Origin of the sequence: Pseudochelatococcus sp. (assembly GCF_050946405.1) — a bacterium.
GTDB lineage: Bacteria > Pseudomonadota > Alphaproteobacteria > Rhizobiales > Beijerinckiaceae > Pseudochelatococcus.
The window spans coordinates 90,328-113,896 of sequence record NZ_JBMNUS010000009.1 but is presented as its reverse complement, the minus strand read 5'-3'; the positions used below and the strand labels follow the sequence as shown (position 1 = coordinate 113,896).

At 63.9% G+C, this 23,569-nt stretch carries 22 protein-coding genes and 1 pseudogene; 20 read left to right on the top strand and 3 right to left on the bottom strand.

The genetic code is table 11. The annotated features are described in order from the left end of the window. Position 1 precedes the first annotated feature (1 nt). Positions 2 to 1,597: a GMC family oxidoreductase gene (locus tag ACOYJQ_RS14260; RefSeq protein WP_433459283.1), complete on the bottom strand. Its 1,596-nt coding sequence runs from the start codon at positions 1,595 to 1,597 to the stop codon at positions 2 to 4. A 258-nt stretch (positions 1,598 to 1,855) separates the two neighbouring features. Between ACOYJQ_RS14260 and ACOYJQ_RS14255 the strand changes: the two genes are divergently transcribed. Continuing rightward, on the top strand, positions 1,856 to 2,761 hold the full coding sequence (locus ACOYJQ_RS14255; protein ID WP_433459282.1) for a LysR family transcriptional regulator: 906 nt from the start codon (positions 1,856 to 1,858) through the stop codon (positions 2,759 to 2,761). 47 nt (positions 2,762 to 2,808) lie between these two features. Here ACOYJQ_RS14255 and ACOYJQ_RS14250 read toward each other — a convergent pair whose 3' ends face one another. Next, entirely contained in the window at positions 2,809 to 2,958 is a 150-nt protein-coding gene (locus ACOYJQ_RS14250) for a hypothetical protein (RefSeq protein WP_433459281.1), read from the bottom strand. A gap of 58 nt (positions 2,959 to 3,016) precedes the next feature. On the opposite strand from ACOYJQ_RS14250, the gene ACOYJQ_RS14245 reads away from it, so the two are divergent. From ACOYJQ_RS14245 to ACOYJQ_RS14155, 19 genes and pseudogenes are all read left to right on the top strand, one after another. Next, a complete protein-coding gene (locus tag ACOYJQ_RS14245) occupies positions 3,017 to 3,892 on the top strand; it encodes an ABC transporter substrate-binding protein (RefSeq protein ID WP_433459280.1) in 876 nt (291 codons plus the stop codon). Between the two features lie 91 nt (positions 3,893 to 3,983). Beyond that, a complete protein-coding gene (locus ACOYJQ_RS14240; RefSeq protein WP_433459279.1) occupies positions 3,984 to 4,736 on the top strand; it encodes an ABC transporter permease in 753 nt (250 codons plus the stop codon). Between the two features lie 14 nt (positions 4,737 to 4,750). Then, positions 4,751 to 5,566, top strand: a complete 816-nt coding sequence (locus tag ACOYJQ_RS14235) for an ABC transporter ATP-binding protein (protein WP_433459278.1) — start codon at positions 4,751 to 4,753, stop codon at positions 5,564 to 5,566. 1 nt (position 5,567) lies between these two features. Continuing rightward, positions 5,568 to 6,386 (top strand): ABC transporter permease, encoded by an 819-nt coding sequence (locus tag ACOYJQ_RS14230; RefSeq protein ID WP_433459276.1) that lies wholly within the window; start codon positions 5,568 to 5,570, stop codon positions 6,384 to 6,386. 76 nt (positions 6,387 to 6,462) lie between these two features. After that, positions 6,463 to 7,662 carry an FAD-dependent monooxygenase gene (locus ACOYJQ_RS14225; RefSeq protein ID WP_433459275.1) on the top strand — a complete coding sequence of 400 codons (1,200 nt, stop codon included), beginning with the start codon at positions 6,463 to 6,465 and terminating at the stop codon, positions 7,660 to 7,662. Between the two features lie 16 nt (positions 7,663 to 7,678). After that, a complete protein-coding gene (locus ACOYJQ_RS14220) occupies positions 7,679 to 8,431 on the top strand; it encodes a maleate cis-trans isomerase family protein (protein ID WP_433459274.1) in 753 nt (250 codons plus the stop codon). Between the two features lie 12 nt (positions 8,432 to 8,443). Next, a complete protein-coding gene (locus ACOYJQ_RS14215; protein ID WP_433459273.1) occupies positions 8,444 to 9,247 on the top strand; it encodes an alpha/beta fold hydrolase in 804 nt (267 codons plus the stop codon). 44 nt (positions 9,248 to 9,291) lie between these two features. Then, the gene (locus tag ACOYJQ_RS14210; protein ID WP_433459272.1) at positions 9,292 to 10,335 is read left to right on the top strand and encodes a 2,5-dihydroxypyridine 5,6-dioxygenase; all 1,044 of its coding nucleotides are present in this window, start codon (positions 9,292 to 9,294) and stop codon (positions 10,333 to 10,335) included. Beyond that, on the top strand, positions 10,332 to 10,961 hold the full coding sequence (locus ACOYJQ_RS14205) for an isochorismatase family protein (RefSeq protein ID WP_433459271.1): 630 nt from the start codon (positions 10,332 to 10,334) through the stop codon (positions 10,959 to 10,961). The genes ACOYJQ_RS14210 and ACOYJQ_RS14205 overlap by 4 nt, the downstream gene beginning before the upstream one ends. Before the next feature lie 90 nt (positions 10,962 to 11,051). Next, on the top strand, positions 11,052 to 11,705 hold the full coding sequence (locus ACOYJQ_RS14200) for a TetR/AcrR family transcriptional regulator (protein WP_433459270.1): 654 nt from the start codon (positions 11,052 to 11,054) through the stop codon (positions 11,703 to 11,705). Between the two features lie 31 nt (positions 11,706 to 11,736). Beyond that, a complete protein-coding gene (locus tag ACOYJQ_RS14195) occupies positions 11,737 to 12,360 on the top strand; it encodes a flavin reductase family protein (RefSeq protein WP_433459268.1) in 624 nt (207 codons plus the stop codon). A 47-nt stretch (positions 12,361 to 12,407) separates the two neighbouring features. Then, a pseudogene (locus tag ACOYJQ_RS14190) lies at positions 12,408 to 12,539 on the top strand (IS3 family transposase); the annotation flags it as partial. A gap of 70 nt (positions 12,540 to 12,609) precedes the next feature. After that, complete coding sequence (locus tag ACOYJQ_RS14185) at positions 12,610 to 13,719, top strand: NADH:flavin oxidoreductase/NADH oxidase (protein ID WP_433459267.1); 1,110 nt, start codon at positions 12,610 to 12,612, stop codon at positions 13,717 to 13,719. A gap of 639 nt (positions 13,720 to 14,358) precedes the next feature. Continuing rightward, the gene (locus ACOYJQ_RS14180; protein WP_433459265.1) at positions 14,359 to 15,270 is read left to right on the top strand and encodes an ABC transporter substrate-binding protein; all 912 of its coding nucleotides are present in this window, start codon (positions 14,359 to 14,361) and stop codon (positions 15,268 to 15,270) included. 4 nt (positions 15,271 to 15,274) lie between these two features. Next, a complete protein-coding gene (locus ACOYJQ_RS14175; RefSeq protein WP_433459264.1) occupies positions 15,275 to 19,153 on the top strand; it encodes an ABC transporter ATP-binding protein in 3,879 nt (1,292 codons plus the stop codon). Positions 19,154 to 19,176: 23 nt separating this feature from the next. Continuing rightward, a complete protein-coding gene (locus tag ACOYJQ_RS14170; protein ID WP_433459263.1) occupies positions 19,177 to 20,292 on the top strand; it encodes an ABC transporter substrate-binding protein in 1,116 nt (371 codons plus the stop codon). Next, entirely contained in the window at positions 20,292 to 21,218 is a 927-nt protein-coding gene (locus ACOYJQ_RS14165) for an ABC transporter permease (RefSeq protein WP_433459262.1), read from the top strand. The genes ACOYJQ_RS14170 and ACOYJQ_RS14165 overlap by 1 nt, the downstream gene beginning before the upstream one ends. A 117-nt stretch (positions 21,219 to 21,335) precedes the next feature. Then, entirely contained in the window at positions 21,336 to 22,055 is a 720-nt protein-coding gene (locus ACOYJQ_RS14160) for an ABC transporter ATP-binding protein (protein ID WP_433459261.1), read from the top strand. A 2-nt stretch (positions 22,056 to 22,057) separates the two neighbouring features. After that, positions 22,058 to 22,894: an IclR family transcriptional regulator gene (locus ACOYJQ_RS14155; protein ID WP_433459259.1), complete on the top strand. Its 837-nt coding sequence runs from the start codon at positions 22,058 to 22,060 to the stop codon at positions 22,892 to 22,894. A gap of 178 nt (positions 22,895 to 23,072) precedes the next feature. Here ACOYJQ_RS14155 and ACOYJQ_RS14150 read toward each other — a convergent pair whose 3' ends face one another. Further along, positions 23,073 to 23,549, bottom strand: coding sequence for an Lrp/AsnC family transcriptional regulator (locus tag ACOYJQ_RS14150; protein ID WP_433459258.1), 477 nt, complete (start codon positions 23,547 to 23,549; stop codon positions 23,073 to 23,075). Positions 23,550 to 23,569 lie beyond the last annotated feature (20 nt).

Sequence of the window (23,569 nt, the reverse complement as noted above, 5' to 3'; positions counted from 1 at the left end):
CTCAGCCATTATCGGCCAGGATCATGTCGGCGGCCTTCTCCGCGATCATGATCGTGGGCGAGTTGGTGTTGCCCGATGTGATCGTCGGCATGACCGAGGCGTCAGCGACCCGCAGACGATCCAGTCGACGAAATCGGAGGCGCGTATCGACGACGCTTTCCGAATCCGCGCCCATGCGCAGCGTGCCGACCGGGTGGAAGATCGTCGTGCCGATATCGCCGGCCGCGCGCATGAGATCGCTGTCGTTCTCATAACCCGGCCCCGGCTTGTGCTCCTGCGGCGAGAAACGCGCGAAGGCGGGCTGCGCGACGATCCGGCGCGTCAGGCGGATCGCATTCACCGCCACCTGCCGGTCGGCTTCGGTGGCGAGGTAGTTGGGCCGGATCGAAGGCTGCACGCCGGAATCCGGGCCTCTCGCATGGACCGACCCGCGGCTTTCCGGCCGAAGATTGCACACGCTCGCTGTGATTGCCGGAAACGGGTGGACCGGATCGCCGAACTTGTCGAGCGAGACCGGCTGCACGTGATATTCGAGATCGGCGGTCTCCTTTTCCCGAGACGAACGGGTGAAGACGCCGAGCTGGCTCGGCGCCATCGACATCGGCCCGGAACGATGCAGCGCATATTGCAGGCCGATGCGCATCTTGCCGATGAAACTCGACGACTGCTCATTGAGGGTCGGCACGCCGGAAACCTTGTAGACAAGGCGCAGTTGCAGATGGTCCTGAAGGTTCTCGCCGACACCCGGCACCTCCAGCCGCACATCGATGCCGGCATTCTTCAGCACGTCGCCGCGCCCGACGCCGGAAAGCTCGAGCAGATGCGGTGAACCGATGGCGCCTGCCGACAGCACGGTTTCGCGCCGGGCGCGCGCCGTCTTCTCCGCGCCGCCATGCCGGAAGGCGACGCCCGTGACCGCGCCGTCCTCGATGATCAGCCGCTGCACATGGGCCTTGGTGAGAACGGCAAGGTTCGCCCGGCCGCGCGCCGGCCGCAAAAACGCCTTGGCGGTGTTCCACCGCCAGCCCGAGCGCTGGTTGACGTCGAAGTAGCCGGATCCCTCGTTGTCGCCGGTGTTGAAATCGTCGATCGCCGGAATGCCGAGTTCCCCCGCCGCCTGCTGGAAGGCGTCGAGCACAGCCCAGCGCACGCGCGCCTTTTCCACCCGCCACTCGCCGCCCGCGCCGTGCAGCGGGCTCTCGCCGCGATAGTGGTCTTCGGATTTGCGGAAGTATGGCAGAACGTCGTTCCACCCCCAGCCTTCGCACCCCATCTGCCGCCATGTGTCGTAGTCGCGCGCCTGGCCGCGCATGTAGATCATGCCGTTGATGGAGGAACAGCCGCCCAGCACCCTGCCCCGCGGATAGTAAAGAGAGCGCCCGTTCAGCCCCTCCTCCGCTTCCGTGCGGAAGCACCAATCGGTGCGCGGGTTGTTGATGCAGTAGAGATAGCCGACGGGAATGTGAATCCAGTGGTAGTTGTCCTTGCCGCCCGCCTCCAGCAGCAAAACGCGGTTTCGCGGGTCCGCCGACAGCCGGTTCGCCAGGACGCATCCGGCGCTGCCCGCACCGACGACGATGTAATCGTATTCTTCCATCCCATTCTCCAAAGCTGTTCTTTTCCGGCCGTTCTTTTCCGGTTTCTTCAGTTCTGTGGCCGATGGCCGTTCAGCCGCACCGATCTCCAGGGCCCCGGACCTCCGTCCCTGTCCTCGTCCGATGCCGAATGCGCCCTGCGAGACAATGCCCGTCCCGGCGGATCCGCTTCGCAGCTTTGTCAAATTCGTGCGTTGACACAAGAATAGCGGCTTATCAAAGTGCGAACAGGATCCGTTCGTTTTTGAACAGAAGCAGATATGGCAACCCCCTTCACCTGGGACGATCTACAATATTTTCTGGCAGTCGCACGCACCGGCCAGCTTTCCGGCGCGGCGCGCAGCCTGCGCACCAGCCACGCCACCGTCGCCCGCCATATCGACCGGCTGGAATTCACGCTCAAGATCAAGTTGTTCGAGCGCAATCCGCGCGGGTATGAGCTGACAAGCGTCGGACGCCGCCTGATCGAAACGGCGGAACGCATGGAAGCGGAGGCGGAGCGGTTGCAGGCGGATATTTCTTCGGGAAGCAGCCTGTTGCGCGGCGTCGTGCGCATCAGCGCACTGGAGGGCTTTTCCAATTTCTTCCTGGTGGAGAAGCTGAACGATTTCGCCGCATCCCACCCGAACATCGCACTGGAGCTTATCACGATCCAGCAAATCATCGCCCTGTCCCGCAAGGAAGCGGATGTGGCGATAACGCTGGATCCGCCGAAGGCCGGACCCTATGTCAGCGAAAAAATCGTCGACTACACCCTGCACATCCACGCGGTGCGCTCCTACCTCGCGCAGCACCCGGCCATCACCCGCCGCGAAGACCTGTTGAATCATTTTTTTATCGGCTATGTGCAGGATCTGATCTTTTCACCCGGCCTCGACTATCTTCGCGACGTTCTTCCCGGCCTGCGGGCCGGCTTTCAGTCGTCCAGCCTGTACGCGCAGTTGACCGCGACATTGAGCGGGCGCGGCCTCTGCATCCTGCCCCGGTTCATCGCAGCGCGCTTTCCCGATCTCGTCATGGTGCTGCCGCGGGAAGTCGAACTGCGTCGCAGCTATTGGCTGACCTGCCATCAGGATCTTGCCGAAGCGCCGCGCATCCGCTCGGTCGCCGACTTCATCCTGACGACGGCGCGGGCGCACGGGGAGCATTTCGTCCTCCGCAGTTGACGACCGTCGCGGCCCCTATCGATCACGGTCATCGGCGTTGACATCCGTCAAAAATTAATTGTATGGTTATAAAGTGAAAGCTTCGCCAGAAACGCTTCACGAATATAACCAGAAGGGAACATCATGAATAAAGCTCTCGCGCTGCCGACCGCAGCGCTTACGGCACTGCTTGCCTGCTCCATCGGTGCTTTCGCCAAGGACCTTCCCACGATCAAGATCCATGCTGTCGAGGGTTCCGTCGGCGGCGTGCCGCTGATGGTCATGCTGGAAGACAAGCTGGACGAAAAACACGGGTTCAAGGCCGAAGTCGATTTCCTCGCGATGGGCGGCGGCTTCCAGGCGTTCCTGATGGGCAAGTACGATATCTCGAATGATGAGGATGCGGTCGGTGCGGCCACTGCGCGCGCCGAGGGCTTCGACATTCACGGCTTCATGCCCTACGGAAACCTGTATCTCGGCATCGTGGTGCCCGGCACGAGCGACGCGAAGAGCGTTGCCGATCTCAAGGGCAAGCGCGTGGGTCATTTCGGCCTGGAATCCGGCACCACCACCTACCTGCGCCAACTGGTCTCGCAGACGGACGGTTTCGACCTGACCAAGGCTTTCAATCTTCAGCAGGCAGGCCCCGCGGCACTTGTCCCGATGCTCAAGGCCGGAAGCATCGAGGCGATGCTCAATTTCGAACCGCACATTTCCGCGGGCATGGTGGAGACGGGCGGGCGATATCTGCTTCAAGGCGCTGAAGGATACCGGGCCGCCAACGACGGATTCTCGCCCTGGATCGGCATTTTCGTCGCCTCGAACGCCTGGTTGACGAAAAATCCCGAACTTGCCTATGGCTTCAGATCGGCGCTCGAAGAAGCCGTGAGTACGATCCGCGAGTCGAAATATGAGGTTCTCAAGGAGCCGTATATCGCGGGCCGCCTCGGCGTAAGCTCCCCGAAAGCGCTGGACCAGCTCATTGAGAACGCGGCCAGATACGATTACTTCACGACGGAGTGGACACCGGAACTGCTTGAGAAGGCGAATATCTACCTCAAAAGCGTTGCCGCTGAAGGCGTTCTGCTGAAAGAAGTTCCCGACGACACGCTCATTATACTCGAAGACCTGGTCGGCCCGAAAAAGCCGTAACAATGCCCGGCGGGGCATCGCACGGCTCCGCCCTTTCCGGCGTATTTCCTTCCGTTGCCGCAGGAAGTGCTCTTGCCTGCCCGGAGACACCATGTCCAAGAATAGCCATATCTGGTGGTCGCTGGCCGCCGTGGGATTGCTTTGGCCTGCCTGGTTCCTTGCCGCGCGATACACCGACTTCATCGGCGATCCCCTCGTGGTGCTTTCGGCGCTGCCCGCCTTCCTCGCCGACCGCGCCACATGGGTACACGTGGGGATCACGGTTTTCCGCGTCTATTCCGGCCTTCTGGTCGGGCTGGCCATCGGGACGCTCGCCGCCTTTGCGATGAACAGGAGCCTGCTCTGGAACCAGATCCTGAACACCTACGTCACCATCGCTCTTCGCACGCCCTCCGCCATCGCCGCCATCGTCGCGCTCTCCCTCTTCAAAGGGGCTGAATACGGCAACATCATCGTCGTCGCCTTCGTCACGTTTCCATATCTGACGGTCGGCCTGCTCACCGGCCTCAAGAGCGCGGATCGGGAACTCGACGGCATGGCGCGCATCTACAGGCTCGGCGCCTACAAACACGCCCGGCATGTGCTGCTGCCGTTCATCACGCCCTACATGTTCTCGGCAATCCGCAACATTCACGCCCTGGCCTGGAAGGTCATCGTCGCCGTTGAAATTTTCGGCGCGGCGAAACTCGGCTTCGGCGCGCAGTTCTCGAATGCCTGGAATTACTTTCTCATTACGCAAATACATCTGTGGCTGCTGATCTTCATGGCTGTGGTCATCATCGTAGAATACTGCGTCCTCCGTCCTGCCGAACGATACACGTTCCGGTGGCGTGGCGACAACTGACAGGAACTCCCATCATGACTCCGACGTCCAGTGACGCCGTAGCGACCGCCAACAACGATATTGTACTTTCGGTCCAGAAGGTCGGTATCACCTACGGCGAAACCGAAGCAATACGGAATCATACGTTCGAGATACGTCGCGGCGAGTTCGTCGCCATCGTCGGCCCGTCGGGATGCGGCAAGTCGACCATGCTCAACGCGATTTCCGGGCTGCTGCCTCCCACGCATGGCACGATATCGGTACAGGGAAAGCGCCTCTACGGCCCCGAGCATGAAGACCCGCATCTCGGCTACGTATTTCAGGCCCACCGGCTGCTGCCGTGGCGCACGGTGAAACAGAACCTCGAACTGGTGCTGGCATCCTCGACCGTGCCGCGCGATCGCTGGGATGCCGATATCGATCGGCTTCTGGACATCCTTCAGATCAGGCAGTTCAAGGACTCATGGCCCATGCGCCTTTCAGGCGGCCAGCGCCAGCGCGTATCCATCGCCCGCGCGCTCCTGATCCGCCCGGCCTATGTTCTGATGGACGAACCTCTCGCCACGCTCGACGAGGTTACCGCCCGCACTTTGCGTCAGGAACTCTCCTGGATCTGGGAGCAGACGGGCCAGACAATCATTTTCGTTACCCATTCGCTGCGCGAGGCCGTCTTTCTGGCCGATCGCATCATCATTCTCTCTCGCGGGCCTTCGTCGGTTTTCATGGATTACAAAGTGCCTCTGGCCCGCCCGCGAAACTATGAAGACCCGATGATCGGCCGGATCGAAGCCGACATCGTACAGAAAGTTCTCGTTCCCTGGGGCCTTTCGGGTATGGAGGCATTGCACTGACATGGCCGCGATGATCTCCTCCACGGTGGACTCCTCCACGTTCAGAGCCGAGAAACGACGCGATTATGACGATGCCGTGCGGCGGACGAAACGTCTCGGCACCGCGCTCGCCGTCATCAGCATTCTGGTGCTCTGGCATTTCCTGGCGCTTTACAACCGCCCGTGGGTGCCGTCGATCGCGGATACTCTCCGTTCCATGCAGGCGGCGCTTTCGGGAGCGCAGTTCTACTCCGACATGCTGATTACGTGGCGACGGTTGCTGCTGGCATTCCTGACGGCAACTCTCGTCGGCGTGAGCATCGGCGTCGTCGTCGGCTTCAACAAAAAGGCCGAAGCCTTCTGTGCGCCGCTGATCGCGCTGGCTCTGGCCGTTCCCGACCCGGTCTATATCATCTTCGCCAATCTCGCCATCGGAACGGGAGAACTTGCCGGCTACATCGCGCTGGTGCTGGCCATCGTTCCCTTCGTGATCAACGTGGTGCGGACATCGGTGCAGGCGCGCGATGTGCAGCTCGATGAAATGAGCAAGATCTACCATATTCCAGCCGGACGACATTTTCAGCATGTCATCGTTCCGCAACTCGTCCCGTCGCTTCTGACCGCCGCCCGGTTTTCGTTCGCCCTGTCGTGGAAGATCGTAATACTTGTCGAGGCATTGACACAGCCCGAGGGGATTGGCGCTCGCATCTATAATTACTTTCATATGCTCAGAATGCGTGACGCCATCGCCTGCGCCATCCTCTTCTGCGTACTCATGCAGCTCGCCGAAAAGGTGATTTTCCTGCCCGCAGAAAAGCGCCTGATGCGATGGAAATCCTGAGCCGCCCCACACGCAAGCAAGCTCCTCGGCCCGCTTTCCGAGAATGGGTCGTGACAAGAATTCGCAAGGAAAACAGATGCCCGGGAAATTGAACATCGCCATCGTCGGTGGCGGAATAGGCGGAGCGGCGCTCGCCGTGAGTTTGCGGCAGCGCGGTTTCAACCCGCATATATTCGAACGCGCGCCGGGGTTCGGTGAAATCGGAGCCGGCGTGCAGATGACCCCGAACGCCGTCAAGATCATCCGCGCGCTCGGCCTTTACGACAGGATGCGGGAAGTCTCGTTCGCGCCGAAGGGATCGCGCGGGAGGCACTGGAAATCGGGCCGCGAAAACTTCCTGATTTCCTTCGACGACGCCTTCCTCGATCTCTACGGCGCCCCTTACCTGCAAATCCACCGCGCCGATCTTCTGGATCTGTTTGTCCGCGAACTGCCCGCGACTTCCGTGACCTTCGGCAAGGAAGTCGTCGACTGCACGGAAGAAAAAGATGGAGCGCTGCTGCGCTTCGCCGACGGCGGCACGCATAGGGCGGATCTCGTCATCGGCGCAGACGGCGTGCGCTCGACCGTGTGCGAGAAGGTCTTTGGCGCCCGGACGCCGCGCTGGACGGGCCATATGTGCTATCGCGCGCTCGTCCCCGTCGCCGGCCCCGTACCGCACGTCGAGCCGTACAACTCGCTCTGGATGGGGCCGAAGGGGCATGTCGTCACCTATTACGTCCGCAGCGGCAGAATGGTGAACATCGTCGCCGTGCTGGACGCGCCCGAATGGGTGGAGGAAGGCTGGAACGTAAAGGCCTCAACCAGCGAATTGCTCTCGGCATTCGACAATTGGCACGCCGACCTGCGGATGCTCTTTTCCCAGGTCTCGGACGTTTACCGCTGGGGGTTGTTCGACAGGGATCCGATGCCCGTTTGGCACAAGGGCCATGTGACCGTGCTGGGCGACGCCGCGCATCCCATGCTGCCGTTTCTGTCGCAGGGCGCGGCCATGGCTATCGAGGACGGCTATGTCCTCGCCGCGGCCCTCAAGACGAATAACGGCGACGTGGGCGCCGCCCTGGCCGCCTACGACGGCGCCCGCCGGCCGCGCACGAGCCGCGTGCAGATCGAATCCCGCAAGCGCGGCGAGACCTATCACCTGCCGTCGGCTTTCGATCAGCTCAAGCGCGATCTGGGATACAAGATCCGATCCCTCGTCGCTCCCCGGACGACCGGCATGCATGCGGACTGGGTCTACGAATACGACGGCACCCGGGCGATCCCCGCAAACTGAGAGGGATGTGTTTCAGATGAGCAGAACCTATCGCATCGGGCAGATCGTGCCCTCGTCCAATACCACGATGGAGACGGAAATTCCGGCGATGCTCAACGCGCGGGCATCCGTCACGGGAGAAAAATTCAGCTTCCATTCCGCCCGCATGCGCATGAAGCATGTCAACAAGGATGAGCTCAGGAAAATGGACGGCGACAGCGACCGCTGCGCGCTGGAGCTGTCCGACGCCCGGGTCGACGTGCTGGGTTATGCCTGCCTCGTTGCCATCATGAGCATGGGCAACGGCTATCATCGCATCTCCCAGGAGCGGCTTCACGGCGCGACTGTCGCAAACGGAGCCGCCGCGCCGGTCGTGACGAGCGCCGGCGCGCTGGTGGACGGACTTACCGCTCTCGGAGCGAAGAAGATCGCCATCGTCGCGCCGTACATGAAGCCGCTCACCCGGATGGTGATCGACTACATCGAGAACGAAGGCGTCAGGGTCATCGACTACCGCGCCCTTGAAGTGGCCGACAACCTCGCGGTCGGCCGTCTCGATCCGACGAACCTGCCGGGCATCGTCGCGGACATGGACTACGCGGATGCCGATGCCATCGTGCTGTCGGCCTGCGTTCAGATGCCCTCGCTCGCCGCCGTGCCGGAGGTGGAGCGCCTGACGGGCAAGCCCGTGCTCACGGCAGCCATCGCAACCACTTTCGCCATGCTCAAGTCGCTCGGGCTGCCCGCGGAGGCGCCCGGCGCCGGCACGCTCCTGAACGGCCAATATTAAGGAAGTTCCACGATGACAACCTTCATATCCGGCGGTCTCGTCCGCGCGAACGACATCCGCCAACATTATCTGCGTTTCGGCGGCAAGGGGCGGCAGCTTTTGATCGTCCCCGGCATCACCAGTCCGGCGATCACCTGGGCGGAGTTCGCCGAGGAATTCGGCAGGGACTACGATGTTTACGTGCTCGACATGCGCGGAAGAGGGCTTTCGGAGTCGGGACCGGGGCTCGACTACTCCATCGGTGCGATGGCCGCGGATGTCGCGGCATTCGCCGAAGCGGCACAGCTTCGCAACTATCTTCTTCTGGGTCATTCGATGGGCGGCCGCGTCGCGCCGGTTGCCGTGACCCGTTTCGGCGCGACGCCCGACAAGCTGATGATCGTCGACCCGCCCATCACCGGGCCGGGCCAGCGCGGCCATGGCGCAACCCACGAATGGTTTACGGATCAGATTGCGGCGGGCGCGAGGGGCGACATGACGGTCGACGACATGCGCGCCTATTTCCCGCGCTGGAGCGACGCGCAGCTCGCGCTGCGCGTGGAGTGGGTCCACACGTGCGACCCGCGCGCCATCGTCGATTTTCGCATCGATGTCCTGAAGGACGATTTTCACAACGAACTGCCGAAGTTGACGATTCCGACTCATCTGATGATCGGCGGACAGAGCCCGCTGATCACAGAAGAAGAAGAAGCGGAGATCGCGGCGCTCCTCCCCGCGCTTGAGCGCAGCCGCATCGCGGATGCCGGCCACATGATCCCCTGGGATACGCCCGAAAGGTTCCAGCAGCTTTGCCGCGAATTCTTTTCCCGCGGTTGAGACCTGACGATCGAAGAACCGAATAACCAGCAGGAGAAACGAAAATGCCCGTCAGTGACGCACAGATGGTGTCCGCCTGGACCCATGTCCTTGGTCTTTCCAGGCTGGAGGCCGGTCAGAGCGTGACCATCCTCACCGGCCCCACGACGAATGAACAGACGCTGCGCACGGCGCTGATCGCCGCTGCCGGCATGGGGGCGGTGGTGAACCGCCTGGACATGCTGCCGCGCAACGGCGAAAAGGCGCTGAGCCGCGATCTGCTCGCCTATCTCGGCGACACGCCGCTGACCGGCAACATGCCCGCGCTGGCGATGCTCAAGGAATCGGATCTGGTTCTCGATCTGATGACCCTGCTTTTCTCGAACGAGCAGGTGGAGATCCTCGAAAGCGGCACGAAGATCCTGCTTGCCGTGGAGCCGCCGGAAATCCTGCTCAGGATGCTGCCCCAGCCTTCGGATCGCGATCTGGTGGAGAACGCCAGCGCCATCCTGACCTCCGCCGACATCATGCGTGTGACGTCGAAGGCCGGAACGGATGTCACCTTCGGCATCGGCGAATTTCCGGTGACGAAGGAATGGGGCTTCGTCGACGAGCCGGGTCGCTGGGACCACTGGCCCTCGGGTTTCTGCGCCACCTTCGCCAATGAAGGCTCCAGCAACGGCACCATCGTCATCGATGCCGGCGACATCCTGCTGCCGCAAAAATGCTATGTGAACAGCCCGATTCACCTGACCGTGAAGGACGGCTTCATCATCGAAATCGCCGGCGGCATCGACGCGGCGATGCTGCGCGAGTACATGGACAGCTTCGAGGATCCCGAAGTTTACGCCATTTCGCATATCGGCTGGGGCACCCAGACCAAGGCGCATTGGTCCACGCTCGGGCTTTATGACCGCGAGGCCACCATCGGCATGGATGCGCGCGCCTTCTCGGGCAACTTCCTGTTCTCGACCGGCCCGAACAATGAAGCGGGCGGCTCGCGCACGACCGCCTGCCATATCGATATACCGATGCGCAACTGCACGGTCAGGATCGGCGATCTTACCGTGGTCGAAGAGGGCAAGGTCATCTTGCACAAGCTGCCATGAGCGAAAGCGACATCTATCGCAAGCAGGGCTTCGGACAAACCGTCGAGATGAAGGGCCCCGTGGCCCTTCTGATCGTCGATTTCGTCAACGGCTTCGCCGATCCGGCGCAATTCGGGGGCGGCAACATCCCGGAGGCCATCCGGGCCACGGTTCCGGTGCTGGACCTGTTCCGCCGCAGGAAGTTGCCCGTCGCGCATACCCGCATCGTCTTCGCCGACGACGGTTCGGACGCGACGCTGTTTTCCCGGAAGGTCCCGAGCCTTCTGAAGCTGACCGAAACGAACCCGGCCAGCGCCATCGTGCCCGAACTCGCGCCCCTTGCGGGCGAGCTTGTCGTGCGCAAGACGCAGCCCTCCGGCTTCGCATCGACTGCGTTGACAGGCTGGCTTGCGATGCGCGGCGTCCGCAGCCTTGTCATCTGCGGCTGCGTCACCTCCGGTTGCATTCGCGCCACCGTGGTCGACGCGATGCAGGGCGGCATACTTCCGATCGTGCCGCGCGATTGCGTCGGCGACAGGGCGATGGGGCCGCATGAGGCCAATCTGTTCGACATCGCGCAGAAATACGGAAATATAATCATGAGCACAGAGATCGAACGATTGTTGGACCAGATAGGCATTATTTGATAGGGGCTTTCCCTGATGAGATGACCGGAATCCCCGTGTCGCCCCGATCTCCGCCAGGACCGGACATGAGCCAGACATGAGCAAAGTGTAATGAGCGTATCAGCCCGACAAAAAGCGCCGAAAGCACCCGGTCGCCCCGAGGGCGGCAGCCATGCGCGGGAAACGATTTTGAAGGTCGCCCGCGATCTTTTCGCGGATAAAGGATATGCCGGCACCACCTTCAAGATGATCAGCGAAAAGGTCGGGGTTACGAACGCGCTCCTTACCTATTATTTCGGCAGCAAGGAGAAGCTCCACGAGGAAATCTATCTCCAGACCGCAGGCAAGATCGGGTCGATGCGGCTCCAACGGCTTGCGGAAGTGACCGACTCCGGCGGCGGTCTGCCGGAGTTGCTCGCAAGCTTCATCGCACCGCTGCTGGAGCTGGTTGCGACCGAAGACGGCGCTGCATTTCTCCGGTTTCAGTGGCGCGTCGAAAGCGAACCGCCGGAGCTGTCCTTCCGGCTGCGGCACAAGGCTTATGATGAATCGACCCGCGCCTATGTAAAGGCGATTACGGCGATAAGACCCGAATTATCCGAAGAGACTTGTTTCGCACGCATCGCCTGCATCGTCGGCGCGACGAATTACGCCATTTCCTCCCGCCACCGGCTCGACATCCTGCTGCCGGGGGTAAGCCAGAAAGAAGGAACGTTGCATATTCTTACAGAACTGAAGCACAACGCATACAAGTATTTTTTATGATCATGCGATCGTCAGAGAAGAGAAAACTGCGATGGATGAAACCGAATTTCACAGTTATCTCGTATCCGATGGACATGGCCTTCGGCACGATCCCATATCGTCAATCATAGCGCCACGTCTCATAGGATGGATCTCGACACAGGACGGGCGCGGCCATCCGAACCTGGCGCCCTACAGCTTTTTCAATATCGTCAATTATAAACCGCCGCAGGTCATTTTTTCCAGTGTCGGCAAGAAGGATACCGTACGCAATATCGAAGCGACGGGAGAATTCGTCTATAATCTGGCAACAAAACCGCTTGCGGAGCAGGTCAACCACACCAGCATCGAGGTGCCGCCGGAGATTGACGAGTTTGCCCTTGCGGGGCTCACGCCGGCGCCTTCCGTGGCCGTAGCGCCGCCGCGGGTCATGGAAAGCCCCGTCTCGCTGGAATGCCGCGTCACACAGCTTCAGCAGCTCCGTAGTTTGAAAGAAGACATGCTGGATACATGGCTGGTCATCGGCGAGGTTGTGGCAGTCCATATCAGTAAAACGCTTTTACATGAGGGCGTTTACGATACCGCCGCCGGACGGCCGATCCTGCGAGGCGGCGGGCCGGCCGAATATTTTGAAATCCTCCCGGAAGGGCGTTTCAAGCTATACCGACCGAAGTAACCATCCGGTTTGATGCAGATTCCGGCCCGACTGAAAGGGCCGGCCCGGAAGACGAGAACGCCCGGCTCAGGAAACGCCCGGCGGATGCCATGCCCGACAATGCGGCGTTGAGAGACCCTCTCGAAAAAGCGACGCCCGCCGGAAAGCGGCGAGCAGACGCTCATCTTGTGGCATGCTATCCGCCGGCGCGGGGCGGGCGCTACCGGCCGCTCCCCGGTGCCGGACAGCTCGATCTGAAGGAAAGAAATTGTGAGTCATACGAAGCTCTTCTCGCCGATCGATATCGGCAGCCTGACGCTGCGAAACAGAATTGTCATCGCCCCGATGTGTCAATATTCGGCGGAGGACGGCAGAACGACCGACTGGCATCTGATCCACCTCGGCAGCCTGGCCAATTCCGGCGCCGGCTTGCTGACGATCGAGGCGACCGCGGTCGCGCCCGAGGGGCGCATCACCTATAAGGACGTCGGCCTGTATTCGGATGAAACCGAGGCCGCACTGCACCGGACGCTGAGCGGCATCCGGCGTTGGTCCGACGTGCCGATTGCGATCCAGCTCGCCCACGCCGGCCGCAAGGCTTCCACGGACGCGCCATGGAAAGGCGGCGGGCAGATTCCTCCGAACGATCCGAACGGCTGGCAGACCGTCGCCCCTTCCGCCGTGCCCTTCAATACCGGCGATGCCGCGCCGGCGGCGCTCGACAAGGCGGGGCTCGAACGCATCCGCCTGGCTTTCGCGCAGGCGGCGGAACGCGCCGGCCGGCTCGGGCTCGACGCCGTTCAGATCCACGCCGCGCACGGCTATCTGCTGCATCAATTCCTGTCGCCGCTTTCAAATCGGCGCGACGATGAATACGGCGGATCGCTGGAAAACCGCCTGAGATTCCCGCTGGAGGTGTTCGACGCGGTGCGAAGCGCATTTCCCGCGGGCCGCCCGGTCTCGGTTCGCGTATCCGCGACCGATTGGGTGGAAGGCGGCTGGGACGTGGAGCAGACGGTCGTCTTCGCACAGGCACTGGAAGCGCGCGGTTGCGACGCCATCCACGTTTCGAGCGGCGGGCTCGCCGAAAATCAGCGGATCGCCATCGGCCCCGGCTATCAGGTGCCGTTCGCGCGGGCGGTGAAGGCAGCCGTCGAAATACCGGTCGTCGCGGTCGGCCTGATTACGGAATTCGAGCAGGCCGAGGCGATCGTCAGCACCGGCGATGCGGATCTCATCGCCCTCGCGCGCACCATCCTCTACGATCCGCACTGGCCCTGGCATGCCGCCGCCCATTTCGGCGCGCGCGTGCGCGCACCGAACCAGTATCTGCGCTCCCAGCCCCGGCGATTCAGTCAGTTGTTCGATCCGGCCGGTTGATACCCGCGCCCGAACGCCGCGCGAACCCGATCGATGGGCGATGAGTCAAGCGCCTCGCCCGTCGATATCGACCGCACTCTCATAGGCCCGCATCGTCATGCAGGGGCCGTTGCGGGACAGGCGGCATCTCATCGGCCGATCGATGACCGCCAGAGGCGAAAGCCGGCGCCGATGCAACCCATCCGATAATGCCCGAACATGGATGCTCTCGCCGCTGGAAGCGCACACCGGCAACGGGCACGAGCAACGGGCACGGGCATGCCCGCAGACGGATGCGTCGAAGCGCATGGCACGGTGTGGCGCATATCATGAAATGAAAATCAATTTTATTATTCAAACCTCCTGACGCCGTGTGAACCATCCGCCCCGACCCGCCGCCGCAATGCCCCGGATCGGGGAAAAGGCTGTTATCGCTTCCTCTCCCCACTGGCCGTCCCGTGTGGTCGGGAGATTTCTTGATCGGCAGATTCCTTGGCCGGGAAGCGCCGACCACACTCCCCGCCACACCCATCGACCTCATTTTGAAAATTGATATCGATTAGTGAAAATACCCACTTTACAAAATTTTGCGGCGAACATAATTTCCTACTGTTACGATAGATTATATCGACATAACTGTGGCCAAGAGGATTGAAATCAATGGCTTTGAGAAAAATACGGAATGAGGTCAGCGGCACCGTCTTCTCGCTGCCCTACTACGTTGCCCGCGAACTCGGCTTCTTCGCCGACGAGGGTCTTGAGCTTGAATTCATCAGGCGCGGCAAGGGGCATGCGACCGATCTGGAAGCGATCCAGCTCATTGAAGATCATCGCAACGTCTCCTCCTTCGGCGGCCCCTCCCCGTTCGAGGCCGGCGAAACCGTGCTTTACCGGGCCTGCGAATGGGGCCAGGTGCGCCGCACGCAGGACAGCGGCGTCGGCGGCCAGATCGTCGCCAAGCGCGCGGCGCGTGCAAGCCAGGCGATCATAGTGCGCCCGGATTCGCCGGTGCTCATCCCTCAGGATCTCGCGGACATTCCGATCGGCGTGAATTTCCACCACGGTTCCCATTACGTCGCGCTGCAACTGCTCGAGGGCTTCCTGCCGCGCGAGGAAATCAAGGTCGTTCATATCGAGAGCGCCAACCGCTTCCTCGCCCTGCGCGATGGCCACGTCGATGCGGTGGCGGTGATGGAACCCTGGATCACGGTCGCGGAGAAGCTCGGCTACAAGACGATCGCGGAAGCCCACTATGTCGGCCTCGAAATCGGCAGCCCGGAACTCGACGCCGAGACTTTCGAGGCGATCAACCGCGCCGTCCGCCGCGCCGTGGCAGTGCTGCAACAGGATCCCTATCCTTACGTCAAATACCTCATCAACGACGTCGATCCAGCGATCGTCGGACTGGAGCCGCGCGACTTCTCGCGCAGCCGCCTGCGCTACGCGGATCCCGCGCCCTATTCCCAGAAGGACTTCGACCGCACCTATAACTGGATGCTGTCATGGGGCCTGATCCAGCCGGACGACACTTACGTCCACCTCGTCGACAACCGCATCCTCTCGGTGGCATAACGCCGTGGAACCGATCCCGGGATCGAGGCGAGACGCCGGCGCGGGCTGGCTGCATCGGCTGATGCCGTTCCTGCGGCCGCACCGGCGCATGGCGCTGATCGCAATCGGCATGACGATTTTCGGCCAGTTCGCCAGCGCCACCGTCCCGCTGCTGCAAAAGGTGATCGTCGATGACGTGATGATCGCCGGCTCGCGGGATCCGGCGCCATGGATCGGTCTGCTGCTGTGCGCGGCGCTGATCTCGGCGGCAAGCACGGTCATCCGCCGCCGGAACGGCAACGGTTTCGGCTTCTCGGTTCAGCACGATCTGCGCAACGCGGTTTTCCGCCACGTGCAGGCGCTCGACATCGGCCATGTCGGCGGCAGCCGGGAAGACGGCGGGCGGCAGGATCAGGGAGACGGCCGAAGGCGGCCGCTCACGAGCGGCGAGATCATTTCGCGGTCCACGGCGGATATCACGCTGCTCCAGACGCTCCTCAGCCAGCTTCACGTGCTGCTGGGCAGCCTGATCTTTGTCGCCGCTTCCCTGGTGATGATGGCCTTCCTGTCGCCGTTGCTCGGCCTGGTCGTCGCGATGTCCCTGCCCCTGCTCTGGTTTACGGCGCGCAGGCTGGGGCGGGAGATATTTCCCGCCGTCTGGAACGACCAGCGCGTTCAGGCGGAGCTTGCCGAAATCATCGAGGAAAACACCACGGGGGTGCGCGTCGTGCGCGCCCTCGGACAGGAAAAGCGCGAACTCGACCGGTATGTCGGCGCGGCGCGGACCCTCTACGGCTCGCGGCTGCGCACCGCCCGCATCAACGCCCGCTACACGCCGCTGCTGCAAGCGGTGCCCGGCATCAGCCAGATGGGCGTGCTCGCGATCGGCGGCTGGCTCGCGTGGCATGACGCCATCAGCATCGGCACCTTCGTCGCCTTCTTCAGCTATCTGGCGCAGATCGTCTCGCCGGTGCGCACGCTTTCGGGCGCGCTCGCCGTTGTCGAGCAGGCGCGGGCCGGCACCTGTCGCATCTTCGAAATCCTCGACACGAAGCCCGCCATAACCGATCCGCCGGGCGCGCCCCCGCTCGCCGTGACTCGTGGCGGCATCGTGTTGAGCCATGTCAGCTTCGGGTATGCGCCCGGTCGTCCGCTGTTGCGCGACATCGATCTCGCGATCCGGCCGGGAGAAACGCTCGCGGTCGTGGGTGCGTCGGGTTCGGGCAAGTCGACGCTCGCCCTGCTGCTGGCGCGGTTCCACGACCCCACGGAAGGCCGGGTGCTGGTCGACGGACAGGACATCTCGAAAGTTTCCTTGCAGTCCTTGCGCCGGGCGATCGTCACCGTCTTCGAGGACGTCTTCCTGTTCGCGGGCACCGTCGCGGAAAACATCGCCAAAGGGCGGCCGGACGCCACCGCGCAGGAAATCGAGGCAGCGGCGCGTATCGCCGGCGCCCATGAATTCATCGCCGCCCTCCCCGGAGGCTACGATACGCCCGTCGCCGAACTCGGCATGACCCTTTCGGGCGGGCAGCGCCAGCGTCTCACGATCGCCCGCGCCGTGCTCACCAACGCCCGCATCCTCGTCCTCGACGACGTGACCTCGGCCGTCGATGCGAAGACGGAGGCCGGCGTCCTGTCCTCGCTGCGTCAGGCGGTGCGCGGGCGCACAACCTTCATCGTCGCCCGCCGCCAATCGACCATCGCGCTCGCGGACCGCGTATTGCTGCTGGAGAACGGCGGCATCGCGGCACTGGGCACGCACGAGGAACTGCTCCGCACGTCGGATGCCTACCGGCGAACCGTCGCCGCCGGGCTTTCCGGCGCATCCGATGCCGGTCACGACGCGGCAGGCGAAGGCGCAGGTGCGAATGCCGGATCCGGCATCGATCCCCTCGCCTGGCCGCAAGCCGGGGAAAGCCGGGAGCCCGGGAAACTGCGGTTCACCGGCGGAGAGAGTTTCCATGGCGCCGGCACGTTTCGCCGGTCGATGCCCTCGGCTTCGGCTCTCAGCGCCTCCTCCCCGGAGGAAATCCGTGCCCGGATCGCTGCGCTGCCGCCCGCCGACGACAGGCCCGAGGTCGATGTCGCCTACGAGATCGGCGACAGACGCCCGTTCAGCCTCGGCCGTTTCCTCAAGCCCTACGGCCGCGGGCTGTGGGCGGGGCTCGCGCTGGTCGTCGGCGACATGCTCGTCAGCCTCGGCGGTCCGCTGCTGATCGGCGCCGGCGTGGACAACGTCGCGGCGGGCTCCTTCGGCGCGCTGTGGTATCTTGTCCCGGCATTCGCGTTGTTGCTCGTCGTCTCGCGGCTTATCGGGCAAACGTTGATCAACCAGACCTCGCGCACCGCCGAGCGCATGCTGTTCGCCCTGCGCGTCCGTATCTTCGCCCAGTTGCAGCGGCTGCCGCTTGACCGCTACGAGCGCGAGGAATCCGGCCGCATCATGGCGCGGGCCACGAGCGACGTTGACGCTCTCGCCACCCTGCTACAGCAGGGGCTGCTCACCGCCGTCGTCAGCCTCGCCACCTGCTGCGGCATCTTCGTCACGCTCTTCGTCGTCGAGCCGCATCTGGCGCTCGCCGCCGCCGGCATCCTGCCGCTGCTCGTCGTCAGCACCGAATGGTTCCGCCGCAGTTCGACCCGCGCCTACGAGCAATCACGCCAGCGCATCGCCTCCGTCTATGCCGGCATCCAGGAGGGTGTCGCCGGCGCGCGGGTGACGCGGGCGCTGGCGAACGAGAACCGCATGGCGGAGGCATTCAGCATCCGCTCCGATCGCTACCGCGCTTCGCGCATGGCGGCCTCCCGCATCGCCTCGTTCTATTTCCCGTTCCTGCAATTTCTTCAGGTGTTCGGCAAGGTGCTGGTGCTGGCCGTCGGGGCCGGCCTCGTCGCGCGCGGACAGGTGGGAGTCGGCGTCGTCGTCACCTTCCTGCTCTATCTCGATCAGTTCTTCGCCCCGATCCAGCAATTGTCGCAGGTGTTCGACCAATGGTTGCAGGCTACCGTATCGCTGCGCCGCATCACCGGGCTTCTCGCGGAACCGATAACCGTCGACGCGCCCGCCGATCCGGTCGCAACCATGGACGTGGCGGGCGAGTTGCGGTTCGATAACGTGACGTTCGGCTATCCCTCGCGCAGCACGCCCGCCCTCGACGACGTGTCGTTCCTGGTGCCGCCCGGTCAACTCGTCGCCCTCGTCGGCAAAACCGGAGCAGGCAAGTCGACCATCGCCCGGCTCGCCGCCCGCTTCTCGGATCCGACGCAAGGGCGGGTGCTGCTCGACGGCGTGCCGCTGACGCGCATCGCCCCTGCCGCGATGCGCCGCCATATCGGCTACGTGCCGCAGGAGCCGCTGCTGTTCGCCCGCACCATCGCGGAAAACATCGCCTACGGCCGCCCGGACGCATCGCCCGCGGAAATCGAAGCGGTGGCCCGCCGGTGCGGCGCGCACGGCTTCATCCGCAGGCTTCCCCACGGCTACCGCACGGTGGTGGCCGAAAAGGGCCACTCGCTCTCGGCCGGCCAGCGGCAGCTCCTGTGCCTGGCGCGCGTGCTGCTCACCGATCCGAAACTGATTGTGCTCGACGAAGCGACCGCGCAGGTCGATCGGGAAGCCGAGACGGCCATTCAGCACGTGCTGGAGGATCGCACGGCAGGCCGGACAACGATCGTCATCGCGCACCGTCTGCAAACCGCCCTGCGCAGCGATCGCGTGCTCGTCCTCGACCACGGCCGTCTCGTCGAGGACGGCCCGCCGCAGGAGCTTGCCCGCCTTAACGGCCTTTTCCGCTCGCTGCTCGAATCCAGCGGCCTTCCGGCCCGAAAGAATGCCGAAGCCCCTGCCGGCGGCCAACCGGCTCTCACCGTTGCGCAAAGCCTCCCCGCCTCTCCCGCCTGATCCCGGCCCCCGAAAGGAATGACATGACATCGCTTCCCCGGACATCGCTTCCCCGCCCCCGCTCCTCCCGCAACGTCCTGCCGCCGTGGCTTGGAGCCAGAGTCCTCGGTGCCGCGGCCCTGGCCTTCGCCCTCTCCCTCGCGCCCGCCACCCGCGCGGCGGAGCCCGATCTCTCCGGCGTTTCGCTGACCATCGGCATCCAGAGCAGCGGCAACAGCATCGCCACCGCCTTGCTGGAAGCCTCGGGCGTGTTCGAAGACACCCCCTACAAGCTCACCTGGGCCAACTTCGACGGCGCCAACGCCGCTGTCGAAGCGCTGCACGCGGGAGCGATCGACCTCGACGTCGGCCTCAACTTCTCGACGCCGGTGCTCAATCAGGCCAATGCCTCCCGCCCGTGGACGGCCGAGGATCGGCCCTACGTCATCGTCGGCGCCAACCTCCAGCTCAACCGGGCCGGGACGGCGATCGTCGTTCGGCCCAATGCCGGCATCGGCTCGATCAAGGATCTGGCGGGCAAGACGGTGAGCTTCGCGAAAGGCACCGCCAATCATTACTTTTTCGCCATCGCGGCCGAGAACGCGGGACTGGACCTCGCCGACGTCAATCTGGCGTTGATGCCCTTGTCAGAAGCGCGCGCCGCCTTCGTCGGCGGCTCGGTCGACGCCCTGGTGACGGCGGTCAGCAACGCCCGCCCGCTGATCACGAGCGGCGACGGCATCGTGCTGGCGACTTCAGAAGGACTCTACGACAATTACTCGTGGTTCGTCGCACGTCCCGAGGTGCTCCGGGATCCCGCCCGTGAGGCCGCCGTCGCCGATATCCTCGTGCGCTTGCAGAAGGCCGCCGTCTGGCAGTCGCGGAACCTCGACCGGGTAACGGAGATCTTTGCGAAAACCGGCCGCCAGAAGCCGCAGGATGCGGCGCTCAATGCAGCCGAGAGCATCTCCGCCTATGTGCCGATCGACGCCGGCGTGATCGCGGCCAACCGGAGCCAGGCGGAAGTGTTCCGCAAGGCGGGCGTCACGACGACCGGCATCGACGCCGCCATCGGCTTCGACGATCGCTTCAACGCCGTCATCGCCGCAAATCCCGGTCCCGGCGCGGCTGAGGCGCGCAGCCGGGGGAGTGCGAACTGATGTCGATACAGGCCGTCACCTCCCGGACGAGCGGTCAGACCGGCCCGCACGAGGTTCCGCAGGCCGCTTCCGCGATCGCTTCGGCAGGAAACGGAACGGACGGGCGGGTGCTCCGGGGCGCAGTGGTCGATATCGGTGCGCTCTCGGCCCGGCGCAGGCAGCCGCGGGTGCCGCAGGAGGTGCGCCGTCTCTACGGCCCGCTCGGACTGCTGGCGATCTGGGCGCTGCTCAGCGCCACGCAGGTCCTCGGGCCGCGTGTCTTCCCCGCCCCATGGGAAGTGGTGCGGGCGGGCATCGAACTCACCCGGGACGGCGTGTTGCAGGAACACCTCGGGGCATCGTTGCAACGCGCCCTCGTCGGCCTTGCCTGCGGCCTTGCCGTCGGGCTCGCCCTCGCGGTGGTGGCGGGCACGGCGACCCGGTTCGAGGACACGATCGATTCCGTCATGCAGATCCTCAAGGCCATCCCGAATTTCACGCTGGTGCCGCTGTTCATCATCTGGTTCGGCATCCAGGAGACGCCCAAACTGCTGCTGATCACGCTGAGCGTCTGCATGCCGATCTACATCAATACGTATGGAGCAATCAGAAACGTCGATTCCCGGCTGATCGAGTCCGCGCGCACGCTCGGCCTCGGTCACTGGCAACGGGTGCGGCACATCGTGCTGCCGGGTTCCCTGCCGGGCTTTCTCGTCGGCCTGCGCATGAGCCTCACCAATGCCTGGCTTGCGCTCGTGTTCGCCGAAACGATCAATGCGAGATACGGGCTCGGGACGCTCATGAGCGAGGCGCGGAGCTGGTGGCAGCTCGACATCATGGTGCTCGTCATCACCATCTATGCCGTGCTCGGGCTTCTGGGTTACGCATTCGTGCGCTATCTGGAGCGAACCCTGCTCTCATGGCGGCGCGGCTATCTCGGCGAATGACGTCGGCGGATGATATTTTGGGGAATGAGGCCGACGGGCGATGCGGCGGATCCTTGTCGCGCATTATAATTATCGCGCGCGGCCGACACCGCATCGCCGCGCCAAACGGGAACTGACATGACGGTCCACCACGGAAACCTCGCAGTCCATGCTGCCGGCCTGCGCCGCGTCTTCGACGACAGGCCGGTGCTCAACGGCGTCGGCATCGATATCGCGCCCGGCGAATTCGTCGCCCTGCTCGGGCGCAGCGGCTCGGGCAAAAGCACCTTCCTGCGCGTATTGGCCGGGCTCGACGCCGATATCGAGGGCACCGTGCGCGTGGCGGCGGAGCGCGCCGTCGTGTTTCAGGACGCGCGCCTCATTCCATGGAAGCGGGTGCTGGCGAACATCGTGCTGGGGCTTGAGGGCGCGGGCGCCGGCGACCGCGCGCGGCAGGTGCTGGCGGAAGTGGGCCTCGCGGACCACGCCGACGCCTGGCCGGCGACACTGTCCGGCGGCGAGGCCCAAAGGGTGGCGCTGGCGCGCGCTCTCGCGCGCCGCCCCGACCTCCTGCTGCTCGACGAGCCTTTCGGCGCGCTCGACGCCCTCACCCGCGTCAAGATGCATACATTGCTGCGCAATCTGTGCGCCAAGTATCGGCCCGCGGTGCTGCTGGTGACTCACGATGTCGACGAGGCGATCCTTCTCGCCGATCGTATCCTGGTGCTCACGGACGGGATGATCTCCCTGGACGTGCCGGTCGACATCCCGTCCCCGCGCCTGCGCTCGGACCGGGCGGTCGTCGATCTGCGCGCGCGGCTGCTTGCCGAACTCGGCGTGGAAGAACGGGCGGGATAGGCATGACGGTACTCGCAGGCGGCACGAACAGGGATGAGAGCGCCCCGTCGAACGGTGCGGCGGCGCCCGGCGTCGTCCATAATCAGTCGGTCCTGAAAGCGGTGGCGCTCATCGGCTGTTTCGTCGACAGCGCCGAGGGCAAGACCCTGACGGAGCTTGCCCGCCATACCGGCATGAACGTCAGCACGGCCTACCGCATGCTGCAAACGCTGACGCTCACCGGCGTGCTGCGGCGCAACGACGGCGAGGAGCGCTATTTCGTCGGACCGATGCTGCTGGCGCTCGCCGGCTCAACCTTTTCCAGCAACGGCTACGGCATCGCGCTCGACGTGCTGCGGGCGCTCTCTGAAGAAACCGGTGAATCGGCCAGCCTCGGCATCCGCGACGGCGACTGCGTCGTCGTCCTACTGTCCTCGGGCTCCTCGCAGCAACTGCGCTTCATGCATCGCGCGGGTGAGCGCATACCGATCCATTGCTCGGCCATGGGCAAGGCGTTGCTGGCGTCGCGCGGCATCAACCTGGCTCAGGCGGTCGCCGGGCTCGGGCGGCTGCATCCGATGACGCCTCACTCCATCTGCCGCACGGATGTCCTGCTGGCGGAACTCGAACGCATTCGCCAGACGGGCCACGCCGTCGAGGAAGAGGAGAGCCACCTCGGCGTGCGCTCCCTCGCAATGATAGCCGCGGGCGGGGACACCGCGCGGATCGCCGTCGGCGTCCAGGGACCGGTCTCGCGAATGTCGGCGGAACGCATGGAGTTCCTGCTCGAACTCCTGCGCAACGCGACCAATCTCGTGGCCAAACTGCCGATCATGGAAAGGCTCGGAACTTCCGGCTGAATCTCTTGCGGCTGAATCTCTTGCGGCTGAAACCTGTTGCGGGCTTCGCGGGGCGCCGCGCGGGGATTCGCCGTGAGTTGCAGATCCTCGCGCCCCTGCCCGGCCCGATGAGGGAAAGCGCGGACGGCTTTCGCGCCGCCCGCAGCGGATGATCGGAGCGCTTGACGCCCTTCGACGTTCATAGCGGCACCGCCCCGTTCGCCTTGACCGTCTCCATGGCGACGCAGGTCCTGAAGCTCTTCACGTTGCCGCCCTCGAAGAACAGCAGCCGGGTGAGCGCCGTGTACTCATCCATGTCCTTCGCGTTCATGATGAGGATGAAATCCGTCTCGCCCGTCACATAATAGCATTGCAGCACCTGCGGACAGGCGATGAACCGTCGCTTCATTTCATCGATCAGGTCGAGCCGCTCGTTTTCGCTCGTCACCTCCACCACGATGGTCAGCGGCCGCCCCAATGCGCGCTCGTCCACGACGGCCATGTCCTTGCGGATGATGCCGGTGGCGCGCAACCGCTGCAACCGGCGCGCCACGGCCGGCGCGGAAAGGCCGACACTCTCCGAAATTTCGCGCTGCGGGGTCTGATTGTCGTTCTGGACGAGGTTCAGAATCTTCAGATCGAACTCGTCGACAGTCGGCCGGTCGGATGGGGGCATATGAGACGGCTCCTCTGATT